The organism is Cohnella thailandensis, assembly GCF_014212135.1.
GTDB lineage: Bacteria > Bacillota > Bacilli > Paenibacillales > Paenibacillaceae > Cohnella > Cohnella thailandensis.
The window spans coordinates 327,840-345,294 of the sequence record NZ_JACJVQ010000024.1 but is presented as its reverse complement, the minus strand read 5'-3'; the positions used below and the strand labels follow the sequence as shown (position 1 = coordinate 345,294).

Here is a 17,455-nt window from a genome sequence, read left to right as displayed (position 1 = left end):
CTCTACTCCTTCATCCCGGAGCTGGCCATCGTCTGGATGATGCTGCTCTGGGACACGACGAAGATGGTGACGGGAACGATCATCATGAACATGGCGACGGCCGCGCCCGGTCCCGCGCGAACGATCCCGCCCTGAATGATCTGGTTCAGCGCGTACGGCAGCGTTTTCAACTGTTCGCTGTAAATGAAGTTGCCGCCCCAGGTTCCCCACAGCGTCTGGAAGCTCAGGATCGTCAGCGTCAGCCAGGCCGGCTTGACGAGCGGCATGACGACGGTCCAGAAGATCCGGTATTCGCTCGCCCCGTCGATCTTGGCGGCTTCGAGCAGCGCGTCCGGAATCTGTTCCATGAACTGCTTCATCAGGTACAGGCCGAGCGAGTAGGCGAACGCCGGGACGATGATGGCCGCGTACGTGTCGATCCAGCCCAGCCAGGACATGATGACGTAGTTCGGGATGTTCGTCACCTTCGGCGAGAACATCAGCGACAGAACGACGACGGAGAAGAGAAGGCTTCTGCCCGGGAACTTATGCTTCGCCAGCGGATAGGCGGCCGCGGATGCGAGCAGCACGTGCCCGACCGTTCCGGCGAGCGTGATGAAGACGGTGTTGAAAATATATCTGGAGAACGGCACCCACGAGGTCGACATCAGATGGAACAGATCGACGAAATTGTTGAAGGTCGGATTTCGAACCAGCAGCGTCGGCGGGAACAGGAACAGCTCGTTGAGCGGCTTCAGCGCATTGCTCACCGTAAAGACGAGCGGCACGACCATGAAGGCGGCGAAGACGGCCAAGAATAAGAAGAGGAACAGATCTCCCAGGAAGGATCGGTTGAGCCGCTTCTGCTTGGCGGTGGATATCGTGCTCATCGGGAATCATTCACCTACTTTTCTCAGCAGTTTTTGCACGATGACGTTCGCGCCGACCATGACGATGAACAGCATCGTGGCGATCGCCGACGCATACCCCATCTCGAAGCGGATCGTGCCGTAATCCTCGAGGTGGGTCACGATCGTATGCGCCGCGTAGTTGACGCTCGGGAATCCCGCGAGCTGCGTCGAGACGTCCGCTACGGCGAACGAGGCGGTTATCTGCATGACGGCCCCGAAGAGCAGCTGCGGCCGCATCGCCGGCAGCGTGATGTACCACAGCTCCTGCCAGCGGTTGCGGATGCCGTCCACCGCTCCCGCCTCGAAGAGAGAACGGTCGACCGTCTGAAGCCCCGCTATGAAGGCTAGGAAGCTGACGCCGAGGCTGAGCCACAATTGGACGAGCAGGACGATCCAGAGAACGTAATCTTCGTTCCTTAGGAAGGTAATCGGCTGGTTAATGATCCCCAGGTCGAGAAGGAAGCCGTTCACGTACCCGTAGCGGTCGCCCGAGAAAATGATCTGCCAGATAAAGAACACGTTGCCCGAGATGGACGGAGCGTAGAAGAACAGCGTCATCAGCGCCCGCGTCCTGGGCTTCAGCTCGTTGACCAGCCAGGCGAACACGAAGCACATCATGTAGCTGATCGGGCCGACGATGCCGGCGAACAGGAACGTATTCTTCACCGCGATCAGGAAGACGTCGTCCTCCAGGAACATGCGCGTGTAATTGTGCCAGCCCACCCACTTCGGGAATTCGAGAAGATTGAAGTTGGTGAAGCTGATCGCGATCGCCATCGCGACCGGCAGCACCGTAAAGACGAAGAACAGGATCATGTACGGCGCGAGCAGCACGTACGATTGCCTCATCTTCTTCGCTTCCGCCCAGCCTCGCCTCAGGGAAGGGAACGGCGCCATACGTGCCGCCCCCTGGGGGACGTTCAGCTCAGTCTCCGCTCTGTCCATCGGCCGTCTCCTCCTCTCTCTTGCCGTCCAATCCGAATTCTTCGCGTTTGTTTCTGATCTCGTTGTTCATGAAGACGACTTGGTCGTACAGGGCATCCCGCGGATTCAGGCCCGAGTTGACCACCCGTCGGAACGCGTTGTCCAGAATCCGTCCCGTGAAGTATCCTCCCGGCACCTCCGGAATTCCCTTGACCCATTGCTGCTGCTCGGACAGCGTCTCGTAGTCGTCCACCGGCCACGGCAGCTCGGACAGGGCCTTCACGTTCGCGGTCGGGTAGCGGGCGGATTCGCCCATCAGGCTCTCCATCTCGCGTCCGTACTGCACCTGCGTCTCCTCGTCCGTCCACCACTTCATGAACTCCCAGGCCGCTTGCTTGTCGTCGGCCGAATCCAGCATCATGACCGCGGTCCCGTTGCCGGACACCGTACGGTCGACCGTGCCGTCCTCTTTCTTCGTTCCGGGCACGAGCGTGAAGCCCCACTGGCCGCGTATCTCCGGAGCGAACACCGACAGCGTGTTGTACGTCGTATAAGCGTCGATTCCGAGCGGCAACTCGCCCAGCCGGAACCGGTTGACGAAATCGTAGTCGACCGGGAACTTATAATCGGTGTACAAGTCCGTCCACTCCTTGAAGGCGGACATCGCGATCTCGCTGTCCAGGTCGCTCGCCGAGCTGTCCGCTTTATAGAAGCTTCCGCCCTTCTGGTAGAGCAGCGTCGCGAAGGCGTCGTTGATCGGCAGCGCCGGAGGCTGTTGAACCCTCGTGTTGATGATCGGCAGGCCGAAATCCATGTTGTTTTTCTTCAGGAAAGGCAGCATCTTGTACACGTCGTCCCACGTCTGCGGAATGCCCAGCCCCAATTCCTCGAGGATGTCCTTGCGGTAGAACAGCACGTCGAAAATCTGCTGCTCCGGCAGAGCGTAGACGCCGCCCTTGAACCGATACGGAACGGAGGCGCTGTCCGCGAACCGCTTCGCCACTTCGGCGTAGTCCGGGAACTTGCTGATGTCGTAGGCCGCGCCGCGCATCGCGTAGTTGACCGGGTCGCCGTTGCCGATCATCATCGCGACGTCGGGTCCCTGCCCGGCCAGCGTCGCGGACAGCAGGACGTTCATGTCGACCAGCTTCAGGTCTACGCCGATATCGCTTTCCGGAGTAAAGGTGTCGTCGATCATCTGCTTGATGACGTTCGCCTGGTCGCGTCCGGTCCCGATCCAGACGGTCACCTTCTTGCCTCCCTTGGCCGTGTTGCCGATCGAATTGTAATCCTCGACGAAAGAATAGCCGAAGGAGCTCACGTTATGGACGATAGAGGCCATTGTCCCCTTGGTAGGGCTCGGCGTTTTCTTGTCCGGGCTCTGCAGGACCAGATAGTCGACCTGCAGCGGCATCTCCCGAACCGTCAGCAGCCAGCTTCCGAGCGAGCCGAGGTCGGTCTTGAACTGCTTCAGGTTCTTGGGCACCGTCTCCGGATCCTCCGCGAACTCGCGAAGCTCCTTCGCCAGCAGGTAGAGAATCGCGGTCTTGTCGCTTTTCTCGCCCGTGATGTCCTTGAGCTCCTCCGCGACGGTGTAGAGGATGTCGCTTTGCTTCATGTAAACCTCGGAGAGCTCCGGAATCCGATTGCCGAGCTGATAGTCGCGGAACGGGTCTGGATCGGCCGAGGTGATGACGAGAATTTTCCGGTAGATGCGATTGAGCTCCAGCATGCTGGATTGGACCGTTCGGATGAGAGAAGAGACCTCGCCGAGGTCGGCTTCCATCCGGATGGAGTGCTTGCCCTTGGTCAGATAGAACAGATACGGATCCTTTTCCCCGCCCGGGACGATCATCTGCCAGCTCGAGCTGTAGTAGAAGGGAAGCGACTTCATCTCTTGGAACGGAATGACGCCGTCGATATAAAGCTTGCGATTGGAAAATAACCCTCTCAAGATATCCTGGCGGACTTTCAGCCCAAGCTCGTAGAGTCCGTCCTCCGGCACGTCGATCTCCCACTCGATCCACTGCCCCGGCAGCCGCCAGTTGAGTCCGCCAATCGTGTTAAGCTGGATCTTGGAGGCGCTGTACGGCTCGGTCGCCGGACTGGAATGGTCCGACACCGGATAGAGAGTCGGCGAGGACTTAAAGGCTGCGTTCTCTCCCTGAAGCTTGATCGAGACGCCTTGGGCAGCCTTGTAGCCTCTGGCTTCGTATTGCTTCTTGACCTCCTCGTAGGTCAGAAGCTCCGGCTCTTGGTAGAGCTCGATGGAATCGATCACGATCGGCTCCCGGAGCCCCGTCAGGGTCAAAGTGTGCTGTCCTTGCGCGAAATAGAATTGGAACGGATCGGCATAAAGTCCCTGAGGATCCTTGAACGGCTCCTCGAGCCAGGACGGCACCTCGACCTGGCTGGGGCGAAGCTTGTTGCCCCGGTTGTCCTCCTCGAACTCCTCCGTCTCGTTCCGCCACACCCGGTCGAACGTGATCGAAGAAGCCTCGTCGAACGGAAGCTTGCCGTCGATCTCGAGCTTCCTCTCGATCGCCGCGCTTTTGCCCTCCGCCGTAAAGTACCGAAGCTTCAGATGATACAAGCCTTCCGTCTTGACGTCGAAAGTCCACGTCACGGAGCCCCTGTCTCCCGTGCTGAGCGCGCCTCCGGCCGCCCCTTCTTGCCCGGCAACGGCTTCGCATTCGCAGCCCTCGGCGGCGGAGAAGGATTCGCCTTCGATCCGGATCGTCTCGGCGGGCTTGGCCGCGTCCTTGTATCGGTTGATGTAGTTCTGGTAGCTTCCTTCCGAGTACGTCTGCAACTTGTCCAGATCCGGAACCAGATTCGCGTGCACCGTTTCCTTCGGCGAGCCGGTCAGCCACCAAACGAGCAGGCCGACGACCGCGACGCTCCACAACGCGGGCTTCGTATACCGGTGGCGTAGAAGACGCTTCAACACAATAGGAATCACTCTCTTTCATCTGCAATATCCGGAAGCTCATCCGTCGTACCCCTAATTGTAGAAGCGCCCCCGCCCGCCAACAATCCGAGTGATTATACCTCTTAGCCCTATTAATTGAAGATGGGTGGCGGGGTTCGGGTCCTGAATAGAGCCGTCCGTTCCGCCATCCGGACGTCCGAGTTGAGTCCTGGTTATTCATCTGGACCCACCAAACGCACGCGCACGCACCCATTTGAGTAATTCCTACTCAACTTGCCCCCTCGTCGCGCCCTAAGCCGCTAAATGAAAACAAGCCCGGAACCGCGCTCCCCCAATTGGGATCGAGCGTTCCAGGCTTGATAAACTTGCGCTTATTGGAGCTGCTAATCGGTGTCTTGCGGCCAGCCTTATTTTCGATAACCTCCGCACGCTTCACCGGCTCTTCGAATACCATTCCCGGACGACGCCCTCCGCCCGCTTGCCGTAAATGTCGAAGCCGACGTTCCGCGCCGCTTCCTCCAGCGGATAGAGCCGCACGCTCCAGTCCCACCAGAAGAAGCCGGCGAACCAAGGCTCCTCCCAGAACACCTTCAGAACGGAGCGGTAGAAGTTCGCCTGCTCCTCTTCGCTGGCCGGCAGCTCCGTGTGCGAGAAGTCCCACGGCATCGTCGCGCAGCCGCGCGCGCTGCGGCAGCCGATCTCCGCGAACGCGACCGGCTTGCCGAACCTCTGGTGAAGCCGCTTCAGCTTGTCCCTCACCGGAAGCCATCTCTTGACCATGGCTTCTTCCGATTCTCCGGGCTTCTTCGCCACCGGGTAATACGCGCTCGTTCCGATGACGTCGACCTCGTCGAACCAGTCGATCCCCTCCTCCTTGCCATGATTCGCGTTATAGGTTAGCAGCCCGCCGTAGATTCCCCTGATTCGGCGGATCAGCTCTCTCCAGCGCGCCGATTGCTTCTCGGTGCGAAGCATCTCGCAGCCGACGCACAGCATCTCGCAACCCAGCTCTTCCGCTAGCTCGGCGTAATGGGCGAGGAAGTTGCCGTAGGAGCGGAACCATGCCTCCCAGTAAGGCTCCGCCCCCTCCTCCTCCGGAAAACCGATGTGCGCCCGCCAGATGCCGTCCGCGGAATTCACGACGGGCTTCAGGCATACCTTAAGCCCCATCTCCTTCGCTTGCTTCACCGCGAACTCGATGTCCCGGTCCGTCATCGTATGCCCGTAGTCGAAAGGAATCTCCGTCGAATGGACCGTCGGCTGGTAAGTGAAGAACGACAGCGCGATCCATTCGCTTCCGGTGTCCCGCAGCTTGCGCAGCGAATCGAGCGCATAAGGCTGTCGATAGGCTCCTCTAGAGCTATTCCAGCCATAGGTCATTCCCTTGATAAAAAGCTTGCTCGTCGTCAACGTAACCCCTCCCTGCAGCCTTTTCTCCGCCTATGTCAATCTCCTGCCAGAAGAAGGAACGCCGCATCGCCGCCCCGAATCCCCGAAGGAACGGTCAGCGTCAGCCGACCCTCTGCAGGCTTCGCAGCCTCTGCTGCCGTAAACTCGCCGGTCGTCGTATCGAACCACCGAACGCGGACCGGCTCCGAACCGGCTTCATCGAGTACCGCCCGCTTCCCGGCGACATCGCCCTCCGTTGCGGACAGCCATCCGAACGACGCCTGGTCCCCTTGCATCATCCATCCTTCGCTCTCCGGAACCTCGACGGTCCAATCCGGATCGGAGGCCAACCTCACGTTCTTCACCATCACCTTGACCGGTTCCGCGTCCGCTGAAGAAGTCCCCGTCCACAGCTTCACGCCGAAGCCTCCCATGGCCCTCAGGTCGTCCGGCGTTATCTGCTTGTTCGTCCAATAGCCCTCCGGCGCATTATGCAGAGGAATGGCCAGCGTCACCCACTGTCCGGAAGGGAGAACCGCATCGCTCGCCTCGCCTCCTTCATCCCATTCCCCGTTCGGGAACAGCACGGGCCGCGCTTTGATCTCCTCGTTCCCCCGGGTCTCGAGATAGACATCGGCCAACAAGCGCTGATACCCGGACCAATCCTCCTTCTGCAAATTCCGCACCAAAGCCCCCTGAGAGAAGCTCCCCGTCGCGAACCTCATGCTCGTGCTGACGGCTCCCTCCTCCAACCCTGCCGCGTACGCCGCGCCGCTGCCGTCCTTATTGGCATCCGCCCAGTCCGGCTGGGTCCAATCCCCGAGATCTTGACCGTCCCAGACGGCGCGATCCGGCATGGAGAGCTTTAGGACGCCTGAGGCCAGCTTCCGGGGATGGCGCTCCTCCCGCCAATCGATTTGACCGACGAACTTGGAAAAGCTCTTCATCTGAGCGAACATGTCCGCATCTATTTTCGTATAGTCCCACCAAATCGGCGTCGAGGCGATCCCGTTCGCCAGCGTCGACCAGAGCGCTTTGCGATAGGCATCCGCATCGGTGACATTGCCCGTCTCCCCGATAAACAGCGGTTTCTCGAACGCCGCCCAGCGAGTTCCGAGATCCTCGGCATAAGCCGCGATGCTCAGATCGTAGTAATTCTCCCTGTCGGCGATATCCAGAGTCCGGTACCCGAATTCCCAATAATCGCTCCGGTTGCCGGCCATCGACCCCGTCGTCGGATGGTCGTAAGGATCGTGCGCTTGGAAAAAATCGTTCGTTCTGGCCAACCAAGCGTTCGCCGCCTCCCTGTCTCCATACTCCCAGCCGTCCGTCCCCGTCATCTCGCAGATCAGTCCCCAGGTCGCTATCGCCTCGCTATAGCCCCAACGCGCGATGATGTAGCGGTAAAGCTTCTCTTGGTACTTCCACATCTCTTCGTCGGAGAAGAATTCCGAAGCCGGACCCAGAGAGGAATAGGCGTTCTTGCTCCAGGTCGCCGCCCAGCCCTTGCTCGCGATCTCGTCGGCGAGCGAATCGTGCGGCCAGATGACGAAGTTCATCTTCATGTCGCGGGCTTCCAGCATCTCCACGATCTCGTCTACTCTCTTGCCCTTGTCCGCGTCGTATCTTCCGATGCCGGAGGCGGTCGATTCGAGCTGCCGCGAGCCTCCGAAGCTGTCGTAGTTGCCGTTCCAATAGGTGATGAGGTTGCCGCCGTTCGCCTTGATCGCATCGAGCCCCAGCTCCGTCACGCCCCATGGATAGGATATCCCCACCCCGTAAAAGCCCGTCCCGTCCGCCTGCTGCAGATACCGCTTGTTTTCCTTGCCGATCTGCACCCAGCCGTGACGGTCCGACTTCACCGCTTCGAAGCTCCCCTCCCCGCCGATCGTCGTCCCCGTCTTATCGGTCAGCATCAGCCGGTAACGCCAGCTCCCCGTCTCCGAAGGAGCGAAGCGTACCAGCCACTCGTCGCCGTCGTAGAAGCCGTTGATCGTCCAATCCTTGCCGGAAGGAGAGCGCAAAACGGCGCGGAAATCAACCTGCTCCGGATCGTAAGGATTGTCGTATACGGCCTGAAGCTTCGAAGTCAGCTCCAGCTTCTCATAGAGGCCGATCCTCTCGGAATTTGCCTCGACCGAGACAATGTCGGGGCCTGCATCGCCATCCGGGTCCTCCAATGCGATAAGAGCCGCTTCCTCTCCGGAACGGCTCCCGATCCAGAAAGCTGCCGCAATCAAGCAGAGCACGGCCCCTGTCAGCCCCCATAGCGCCGGCCTCCTTCTGCGAGTAGGTTTTGCCATCCTCCGACTGCTCCTCCCTTGCGCTAAACGACTTTTATTATGTCGGGAGAAGCTCCCGGTGAACACCCTACTAAGTGCACACCAAGGCAATAGAGATTGCTGAAAATAAGCCCCTACCGTGACGAAAGCGCTTGCCAGCTTGATTAAGATATGGTTATAATCCACAAGGGTATTTGGCAAGATTATGTCGTTTGATGGAGGAAAACCACTAATGAAGCGCGTCATTCAAGTCCACGAGGTTCCCCCGCTCGGGCAAAGCTTCGTGCTCAGTCTGCAGCATCTGTTCGCCATGTTCGGCTCGACCGTGTTCGTCCCGATTTATCTCGGGGTCGATCCTGCGATCTGCCTCTTGATGAACGGGATCGGCACCCTGCTTTATATTCTCATCTGCCGGGGCAAGATTCCGGCCTACCTCGGCTCCAGCTTCGCATTTCTCACGCCCGTGTCCGCGGTCATCGCCACGCACGCGGCGCCGGACGCCGGATACGCGGCCGCTCTCGGAGGGTTTATCGCCGCCGGCGTCGTCTTCACGATCGTCGCGCTGATCGTCCGGGCGGCCGGAACCGGCTGGATACACGTCGTTTTCCCTCCGGCCGCGATGGGCGCCATCGTCGCCGTCATCGGGCTCGAGCTGATACCGTCGGCCGCTCGCATGGCCGGCTGGATCTCCGACGGATCGGCCGAATGGTCGCCGAATGCGAACACGATTATCCTCTCGGTCTTCACGCTGCTCGTTACCGTGCTCGGCTCGGTGCTGTTCCGCGGGTTCTTCGGCGTCATTCCGATCCTGATCGGGATCGTGTCCGGCTACGCGCTCGCCTACCTAATGGGAGAGGTTGATTTCAAGAGCGTCTCGTCAAGCTCCTGGCTCGATTCTCCTGCGTTCACCTTCCCGAGCTTCGAAACGAGCGCGATCTTAACCATCCTGCCGGCCGCCCTGGTCGTTATCGTCGAGCATGTGGGTCACTTGATCGTGACCGGCAATATCGTCGGCAAGGATCTCTCGAAGGATCCGGGCCTGCACCGCTCGATGCTGGGCAACGGCTTGTCCACCATCCTGTCCGGCTTCGTGGGAGCGACGCCGAATACGACGTACGGCGAGAACATCGGAGTGCTCGCCATTACGAAAGTGTACTCGACGTTCGTCATCGGCGGAGCGGCGGTCATCGCCATTATCCTCTCCTTCTTCGGGAAGTTCTCGGCGCTGGTCTCGAACATTCCCGGCGCGGTCATGGGCGGCGTCTCCCTGCTGCTGTTCGGCGTCATCGCGGCGTCCGGCTTCCGGATGCTCGTCGAGGCGAAGGTCGACTACAGCAAGCCGTCGAACCTGTTCCTGACGACGGTCGTCCTCGTCACCGGACTGAGCGGCGTCAAGATCGAGGCGGGCGACTTCACCTTGTCCGGGATGGGACTCGCCACCGTCGTCGCCATCGTGCTGAGCCTGCTCTTCAAGCTGTTCGAGATCACGGGGCTGTCCAACGACAAGGAAGCGGAAAGCCATTAACGGCAATTACCGTTAACGAACTTAACTAGGTCGCCGAACAAAAAAGCGTTCCGGGAATTCCGCAATCGCGAATTCCCGGAACGCTTTTTTTCGATAAGAGATTAGGACACCTGCCCCGCCATTACCTTCCTATGCGGCGGAAGGAAAATCACCGTCAATAGATGCGCCGCGCCGATCGCGAGCATCAGGGCGAAGATCGCGTGCATGCCTCCGACCTGGTCGGCCGCGGCGCTATTCTCGGCGACGTACTGGTTATAGATCGTTCCGAAGACCGACACCCCGATCGTCTGTCCCAGCGAACGGATCAAGGAGTTCGTCGACGTGGCCACCCCTCTTGTCTCGAAGCCGACGGCCGACTGCACCATGACGGTCGCGGGAGTCGTGCAGAAGCCCATTCCGAATCCGACGATCGCCATGATGCCGATCCATACCCAATAAGGGGAATCCGCCGTCAAGGACGAGAGCCAGACGGCTCCTCCCAGAACGACGATCGCGCCGAAGACGACGCTCGCCTTGATGCCCAACCGGTACATGTAACGGCCGACCAGGTTGGCGGCCAGCGGCCAAGCGAGCGTCATCGGCATGACGAGCAAGCCCGATTCGGTCGCCGTGCGCCCCAAGACGGACTGGATCCAGAGCGGAGCGTAGATCGTGACTCCGGACGAGATCGTAAAGCTCAGAAACCCGCTTAAGTTCGATACGTTCATCACGCGGTTCCGGAACAAGGACAACGGAATCATCGGTTCCTTCGCCCTGGATTCGACCAGCAAGAACAAGACGAGGAAGACGAGGCTGACCGCGAACAGAGCCAGGATCTCGGCCGAATCCCATGCATACCGTTCGCCTCCGTTCAGGATCGCGTACATCAGAGCGGTGATCGCCACCGTGAACGACGCCGCTCCGGCGTAGTCGATCGCCTTCTTCTGGCGGTCGAACTTCTCGTGTAGGCACCCCGCCACGAGGATGAGAGAGAGAACGCCGAGCGGCAAATTAATGAAGAAAATCCAGCGCCAAGAGACGTGATCGACGAAGTAGCCTCCGACCAGCGGGCCGAACAAGCCGGCGATCGACCATACGGACGCGAAGACGCCCATCATCCGGCCGCGTTTCTCACCCGTGAACAGATCGGCGACGATCGTGAAGCAGACGGGATTAAGCGCCCCGGCCCCGATCCCTTGAATCGCCCGATAGAAAATCAAAGCCGTCATCGAATTGGCGAACCCGCACAGGACCGAGCCCGCGATAAAGAGCGCGATCCCGATCAGAAACACCATTTTCCTGCCGAAGAGGTCCGTAAGCTTCCCGAAAATAGGAGTCGTCACGCAGGTCGTCAGCGTATAAATCGTGAATACCCAGCTGAACAGGCTCGTTCCCTGCAGATCGCCGATAATATGCTTGGTCGCGGTGCTGACGACGGTCACGTCCAGCGCCCCGATGAAGAGAGCGATGAGAAGACCGGCCACGACCCCTTTGACGTTCGTTTGTTTGGCCATGGAGAGTAAAGCCTCTTTTCGATAATAGAGATAGAGATACAGTGCCTTCCTATTATCGAGATGTCTCCTAATCTTGTCAACGCTTTCCTTTGTTAACGCAATGCCAATCCGCCGGCTTCCGCGCGCAGCCAGGCTAGGGCGATCGCCTCCGCGACGGCCGCCGCGCGTTCGGACGCCAGATCGACGTTCGACTGATACGTCGTTTTGGCATCTTCGCCCGCGAGATCCGAGAGCGATCGAACGATGAGGCACGGGACGCCTAACCGGTAGGCGGTCTGGGCAACGGCCGCGCCTTCCATATCGGTTGCTTGGGCGTTCGGGAAGAGAGAACGAATCGAGGCGGCCAAGCTCGGGCGGTTCACGAACGAGTCGGCCGTCGTTACGAGGCCGCTCGCGATCGCGCCCTCGAGCGGAGCCTCGGCGACCGCCCGACGGGCGATGCCGAGCAGCCGTTCATCGGCCGGATAGCCGGCCGGCATCTGCGGCACCTGGCCGTAGGCGTAACCGAAGGCGGTCGCGTCGACGTCGCTGTAGACGAGCTCGGTCGCAAGGACGGTATCGCCCACGCGGAGCTCCGGGTTCAATCCCCCGGCCACGCCGCAGTGCAGGATCGCGTCCGGGCGATAGCGCTCGACGAGAAGCGCCGTCGTCCAGGCCGCGTTCGCTTTGCCGATGCCGCACTGCAGCAGCACGGCCTCGGCTCCGTTTAATTCGCCGACGTAGATCGGGACCTCCCCGTCGCCCGTCCGGCGCAAATTCGCGAGTCGCGGCTTGAACGCGGCAGCCTCTTCTTCCATGGGAGCGATTATCGCTAGCTTCATATAAAGTCTCCTCTAAAGTCTCCTTCGCCCGTGATTCGGGCTGGCTTTTTCTCGGATGCGGCAGTCTGGGATTCGGAGGGCCGGAAGGTCGAAGCCCGGGTTGGCTCAGCTTCGAAGCTCGTAACCGCCTCCAGGCGGCGCATGGCGTCCAGCACTCGTTCCGCCGTTATGTCGCCGGGCAGCAGATGGATGGAGGCGTCCCCCTCGACCGTACGATCGGCGACGGCCCGCAGCCGCTCATCCGACACGGAACCGAGGCCCATCTCCCGCAGGCTGGCGGGCAAGCCGACTCGCCCGTAGAACGGCAGAAGCGAGTCGATCTCCGCCCATCGCTCCTCCAGCGCGAGCTGGACGAGAATGCCGTAAGCCACCTTCGAGCCATGGCGGACCGCGTGGGCTTCCGGCAGAATCGTCAATCCGTCGTGGACGGAGTGGGCCCCGGCCGTGCGGGCGTACCGGTCGCCGAACCCGCCAACCATGCCGGCGGCGAGCACGACGGTCTCGACGACCCGCGCGAACGCGTCGTCGAATTCTCCGGCGGCCAGCGCCGCGAGCGCCGCTTCCCCGTCGCGAAGCAGGTTGTCCCTGCACGTTCGGGCGGCGAAGGAGGCAACCGTCAACTCGACGGACGGATTCGGAATGCGCGAGAGAATGACGTCGGCCTCGTACCACTTGGCCAGCGTATCGCCGATTCCGGCCGCGAGAAGCTCGGGCGGGGAATTCAGCAGGACAAGCGGATCGAGCAAGACGAGAGCGTTCGCTCGGGGATGGATCTCATAGGCGACCATCGCTCCGTTCCGGTCGTACATGATGCTTAGAGGCGTCCAAGCCGAGCAAGTGGCCGCAAGCGTCGGAAGGAGCACGACGGGCAGCTTCAGCCGGCCCGCGACCGCCTTCGCTAGGTCGGAGAGCTTCCCCCCTCCGACTCCGATAATCGCTTCCGAGCGCTCTTCGAAGGCGATGCGGGCCAGCCTGTCCCGCTCCTCGCTGGTGCATTCGCCGCCATAGCGCTCGAACCGGAATTCGGCGCGCCCCGCCTCCGGGAACCGCGGGGCGGCCGCCCGCCACGAGTCGCCGCCGTGCACGACCAAGGCGCGCCCGATGCCGAGCTCGGCCAATCTCGGGCCGAGCTCTTCCCAGCATCCCGGACGGAAGACGTAGGATTGAGGCGCGCCGCGCACCGTCATGTCGAAGGCCATTATCGCTCTCTCCTCGCTCTGCGAGCTAGGGCATTGCCGGCCGACTGGATGCCCTGCACGAAGATAACGAGCAGCAAGACCGTTATGACGACGGCGAACGTGTCGAACCGCTGGTAGCCGTAGGAGATGGCAAGGTCGCCTAGCCCCCCGCCGCCTACCGTGCCCGCCATGGCGGTCGCGCCGATCAGCCCGATCGTGGCGGTCGTCATCGTCAGAATCAGCGAGCCGAACGCCTCCGGCAGCATGAAGTGCCAGATGACCTGCCAAGGCTTGGCTCCCATCGCCTGCGCGGCCTCCAGAATGCCGGGATTGACCTCGAGCAAAGAATTCTCCACGAGCCTTCCGATATAGGGAGCGACGTAGAGCACGAGCGGGACGATCGCGGCGGTCGTGCCGATAGAAGTATCCACGAGCCAACGCGTGAACGGAAGAATGGCGACGAGCAGAATGATGAACGGCAAGGAACGCACGATATTGATGACCGGGTTCATGATGCGGTAGACGAGCCGGTTCTCGAGCAATCCGCCGGGCCGCGTGACGACGAGCAGAATGCCGATCGGGATTCCGAGCAGCGCGCCGAACAGCAAGGAGAACCCGACCATCCGAAGCGTCTCGTTCACCGCCCGGATCAACTGCTCCGACGTGATAATCGTATCGATGTTCATATCGCTTCTACCTCCTCGATGCGGTCGACTTGCTCCTTCAGGAAGGCGATCGCCCCTTCGATCTCGCGATCGGCGCCGACGATCTGCAGAGTCATGTTGCCGAGAGTCGTCTGTTGCACTTCCGTCATGTTGGCGAACAGGATGTTGATCTCCACGTCGAAGCTGCGGACGAGCCGGCTGATGATCGGCTGGGACGCGGAGTCGCCGACGAATTCGAGCTTGAACACCCGTCCCGGGCGATCCCGGTTCAAGTCGTTCAGCACGCTGCCCGGAATCGTGTTCCGTATGACCGTGCGCACGAAATTCTCGGTCGTCGGATGCTCCGGCCGGCCGAACACGTTCAGTACGTAGCCCTGCTCGATAATCTCCCCGTTCTGCATGACGGCGACCTTGTTGCAGATCTGCTGGATGACGGCCATCTCGTGCGTGACGATCAGGATCGTGATATCGAATTCCTCGTTGATCCGCTTGAGCAGGGCAAGGATCGACTGCGTCGTCTGCGGGTCGAGCGCGGACGTCGCCTCGTCGCAGAGCAGGATCGTCGGGTTGTTGGCGAGCGCCCGCGCGATGCCGACCCGCTGCTTCTGGCCCCCGGACAGCTCCTTAGGATAGCTCTTCGCCTTGTCGGACAGCCCGACGTATGCCAGTAGCTCCAGCACTCGCTCTCGGATCTCTTTCTTGCCTTTTCCATCCAACACGAGCGGAATCGCCACGTTGTCGAAGACAGTCTTCGATTCGAGCAGATTGAAGTGCTGGAACACCATGCCGATCTTCTTCTTCGCGGCGCGGAGCTCCCGTTCGCCGCGTCCGTCGAGCGGCTGCCCCTCGACGAGCACCCGGCCGGAAGTCGGCTTCTCCAGCGCGTTGACCAGCCGGATCAAGGTGCTCTTGCCGGCCCCGCTCGTGCCGATGATTCCGTAGATGTCGCCCTTCCCGACGCGAAGGGTTACCCCCTTCAGCGCTTCGTGGGTTAAGCCTCCCCGCGTGAACGTCTTGCGCACGTCCAGGATCTCGATCATGCCCCATGCCCTCCCGTCTTCGCGAACAGGCCCGTCCGGGCCAGCCTCGCGGCGGCTTCCCGGATTCGTTCCTCTCCGTTCAGCAGATTGACGCGCACGTACCGCGCGCCTTGTTCGCCGAAGCCGCGCCCCGGCGCGACGGCCACATGCGCTCGCTCGAGCAGCAGCCGCGCGAAGGACTCCGAATCCTCGAAGGAGTCCGGGATTCGCAGCCATGCGAAAAAAGTTCCCTGCGGCGCGGCGACGTCCCAGCCGATCGCCTTCATCTCGCGGACGAGCCGATCCCGCCTCGCCTCGTACAGCCGGGCCAGCTCCCGCACCGGCTCTTGCGGGCCGAGCAGCGCCGCGGCGGCGGCATCCTGCACCGCTCCGAAGACGGTGCTGTAGGCGTGGGTATGGTAATGCTTCAAGGCGCCGATGACCGAAGCGTTGCCGACCGCGAAGCCGAAGCGCCAGCCCGCCATGTTGTAAGTCTTGGACAAGGTGTAGGTCTCGACGGCGTACTCCTTCGCGTCCGGCAGCTGCAGCAGGCTGATCGGCCGACGGCCGTCGAAGCCGAGCGCGCCGTAGGCGAAGTCGTTCAGCACCGGGAACCCGTGCTTGGCGGCGAACACCAGACTGTCCGCGAAGAACTCGCGGGTGGCGGTCGCGCCGGTCGGGTTGTTCGGGTAGTTCAGCATCAGCAGCTTGACGCGGTTCGCGACCTCCTCCGGCACCGTCCGGAAGTCGGGCAGGAAGCCGTCTTCCTCGCGCACAGGAATCGCGTGGAAGCGCGCGCCGGCGAGCTCCGCCGCGCTTCGGTACTGGGGATAGCACGGATCGGTCGTCAACAGGACGTCGCCGGGATTGAGCAGCGCCTGCGGAATGCCGACGACGCCGATGGCCGAGCCGTGGAAGACGGCGACTTCCGAGTCCGGGTCCAGCTCGACGCCATATTCGCGGGCGTAGAACCGAGCGACGGCTTCGCGCGCGGAGCTCTTCCCGTAGAAGGGCGAATAGCCTTGATTTTCCTTCTTGCGGGCGGCTTCGCCCAGAGCTTCGACGATCGGCTCCGGCGTCGGCCTATCCGGATTGCCGTTCGCCAGGTTGATGACGTCGACGCCTTGGCGAACGTACTCGGAGACGGCGTCGTCGATCCCGCTGAAGTAATTTTCCGGAAGCCGCTTGACGATATTGGAAGGTTTGAAGTCTGGCACGGTCGACACGTCCTTCTGTTCTGGATTGGCACGGGCAAAGAAATGATCTGCCATCCGGGAGGAATGACAGATCATCCGCTTCTCGCTTCGGACGACGCAATCATCTACTGTTTGAAGTAGCTTGGATGCCTGTACCCCTTGTAGATGTCGTTCGACTTGATGTAGTTCTGGAATTCCTCGGAATGATAGCCTTCGATGATATCCTTGACGAATTGCGCGTCCTTGTTCTTGCTGTCGACCGCCACGATGTTCGTAAACGGATCGGTCATGTTCTCGAGCTGCAGCGCGGACGTGAGCGGAATGTCGCTCGAAACGGCGAAGTTCCCCTGAATCGCCGCGAAGTCGACGTCGGGCAGCGCGCGAGGTCCTTGGGCGGGCTCGGTCGCGTAGAAATCGATCTTGTGCGGATTGCTCGTGACGTCGTTAAGCGACGTCTGAAGCGGATCGATGTCGTCCTTCAGCGTGATCCAGCCGACGTCCTGGAGCAGCTTCAACGCGCGGAGCATGTTGACGGGCTCGTTCGGCAGATTGACCTTGGCGCCCTGCGGAAGGTCGTCCAGGCTCTGATGCTTCTTGGAGTAGAGCCCCATCGGAGGCGTAGGCACCTGGACGACGCCGACCAGATCGATGTTCTCGCGTTCGTTGATCGATTCGAGATATAGCGAATGCTGGAAAACGTTGGCGTCGATATCGCCCTTGGATACCGCGACGTTCGGCTGAATGCCGTCGGTAAACTCGGTATATTCGATCTTGTAGCCTTTCTTCTCGAGATACGGAGCGACGCCATTCTTGAACTGGTCGCTGTAAGGGCCCGGGTTGAAGCTGATGCGGATCGTCTTCTTGTCGTCGCCGGCGGGGGCGGAGTTATCGGACTTGCCGCAGCCCGTCGCGATCAGCGATGCGGAGACAAGCGCAAGTACCGGGATCAACCATTTTTTGTTCATTTCTGTTTCTCTCCCTCTTCTGCGTAAATGTTAATTCCAAGTAATCAAGTGGTATTTAACGGAATAATCATCACTTTACTGCGCGTTCGGACAATCTGTCAATCGATTTTACAAAGAAAAACGGATTTAGGTGGAAGGATGACAACTACGTCTCTCCCCTTTTGTCGATAGTAGCC

At 60.8% G+C, this 17,455-nt stretch carries 13 protein-coding genes; 1 reads left to right on the top strand and 12 read right to left on the bottom strand.

From position 1 onward, the window contains the following. Positions 1–2 precede the first annotated feature (2 nt). From H7B67_RS27090 to H7B67_RS27070, 5 genes are all read right to left on the bottom strand, one after another. Complete coding sequence (locus H7B67_RS27090; RefSeq protein ID WP_185123001.1) at positions 3–869, bottom strand: carbohydrate ABC transporter permease; 867 nt, start codon at positions 867–869, stop codon at positions 3–5. Positions 870–875: 6 nt separating this feature from the next. Then, positions 876–1,787, bottom strand: coding sequence for a carbohydrate ABC transporter permease (locus H7B67_RS27085; protein ID WP_245363568.1), 912 nt, complete (start codon positions 1,785–1,787; stop codon positions 876–878). A 28-nt stretch (positions 1,788–1,815) separates the two neighbouring features. Continuing rightward, positions 1,816–4,764 carry an extracellular solute-binding protein gene (locus tag H7B67_RS27080; RefSeq protein WP_185122999.1) on the bottom strand — a complete coding sequence of 983 codons (2,949 nt, stop codon included), beginning with the start codon at positions 4,762–4,764 and terminating at the stop codon, positions 1,816–1,818. Positions 4,765–5,178: 414 nt separating this feature from the next. Then, complete coding sequence (locus tag H7B67_RS27075) at positions 5,179–6,156, bottom strand: glycoside hydrolase family 113 (RefSeq protein WP_425353892.1); 978 nt, start codon at positions 6,154–6,156, stop codon at positions 5,179–5,181. A gap of 35 nt (positions 6,157–6,191) precedes the next feature. After that, positions 6,192–8,438 carry a DUF5060 domain-containing protein gene (locus tag H7B67_RS27070; protein WP_185122998.1) on the bottom strand — a complete coding sequence of 749 codons (2,247 nt, stop codon included), beginning with the start codon at positions 8,436–8,438 and terminating at the stop codon, positions 6,192–6,194. Between the two features lie 211 nt (positions 8,439–8,649). Here H7B67_RS27070 and uraA point away from each other — a divergent pair, with 211 nt between their 5' ends. Continuing rightward, positions 8,650–9,942 (top strand): uracil permease, encoded by a 1,293-nt coding sequence (uraA, locus tag H7B67_RS27065; RefSeq protein WP_185122997.1) that lies wholly within the window; start codon positions 8,650–8,652, stop codon positions 9,940–9,942. Positions 9,943–10,043: 101 nt separating this feature from the next. On the opposite strand, the gene H7B67_RS27060 is transcribed toward uraA, so the two are convergent. The 7 genes from H7B67_RS27060 to H7B67_RS27030 form a co-directional block, all read right to left on the bottom strand. Then, the gene (locus H7B67_RS27060; RefSeq protein ID WP_185122996.1) at positions 10,044–11,435 is read right to left on the bottom strand and encodes an MDR family MFS transporter; all 1,392 of its coding nucleotides are present in this window, start codon (positions 11,433–11,435) and stop codon (positions 10,044–10,046) included. Positions 11,436–11,527: 92 nt separating this feature from the next. Further along, complete coding sequence (locus tag H7B67_RS27055; RefSeq protein ID WP_185122995.1) at positions 11,528–12,256, bottom strand: 5'-methylthioadenosine/adenosylhomocysteine nucleosidase; 729 nt, start codon at positions 12,254–12,256, stop codon at positions 11,528–11,530. After that, positions 12,253–13,458 carry an iron-containing alcohol dehydrogenase family protein gene (locus H7B67_RS27050; protein ID WP_342592494.1) on the bottom strand — a complete coding sequence of 402 codons (1,206 nt, stop codon included), beginning with the start codon at positions 13,456–13,458 and terminating at the stop codon, positions 12,253–12,255. The genes H7B67_RS27055 and H7B67_RS27050 overlap by 4 nt, the downstream gene beginning before the upstream one ends. Further along, positions 13,455–14,120 carry a methionine ABC transporter permease gene (locus tag H7B67_RS27045; protein ID WP_185122993.1) on the bottom strand — a complete coding sequence of 222 codons (666 nt, stop codon included), beginning with the start codon at positions 14,118–14,120 and terminating at the stop codon, positions 13,455–13,457. Before H7B67_RS27045 ends, H7B67_RS27050 begins: the two co-directional genes overlap by 4 nt. Further along, on the bottom strand, positions 14,117–15,139 hold the full coding sequence (locus H7B67_RS27040; protein ID WP_185122992.1) for a methionine ABC transporter ATP-binding protein: 1,023 nt from the start codon (positions 15,137–15,139) through the stop codon (positions 14,117–14,119). Before H7B67_RS27040 ends, H7B67_RS27045 begins: the two co-directional genes overlap by 4 nt. Continuing rightward, positions 15,136–16,335, bottom strand: a complete 1,200-nt coding sequence (locus H7B67_RS27035; protein ID WP_342592482.1) for an aminotransferase class I/II-fold pyridoxal phosphate-dependent enzyme — start codon at positions 16,333–16,335, stop codon at positions 15,136–15,138. Before H7B67_RS27035 ends, H7B67_RS27040 begins: the two co-directional genes overlap by 4 nt. A 104-nt stretch (positions 16,336–16,439) precedes the next feature. Next, positions 16,440–17,279 (bottom strand): MetQ/NlpA family ABC transporter substrate-binding protein, encoded by an 840-nt coding sequence (locus H7B67_RS27030; protein ID WP_185122991.1) that lies wholly within the window; start codon positions 17,277–17,279, stop codon positions 16,440–16,442. Positions 17,280–17,455: the final 176 nt, after the last annotated feature.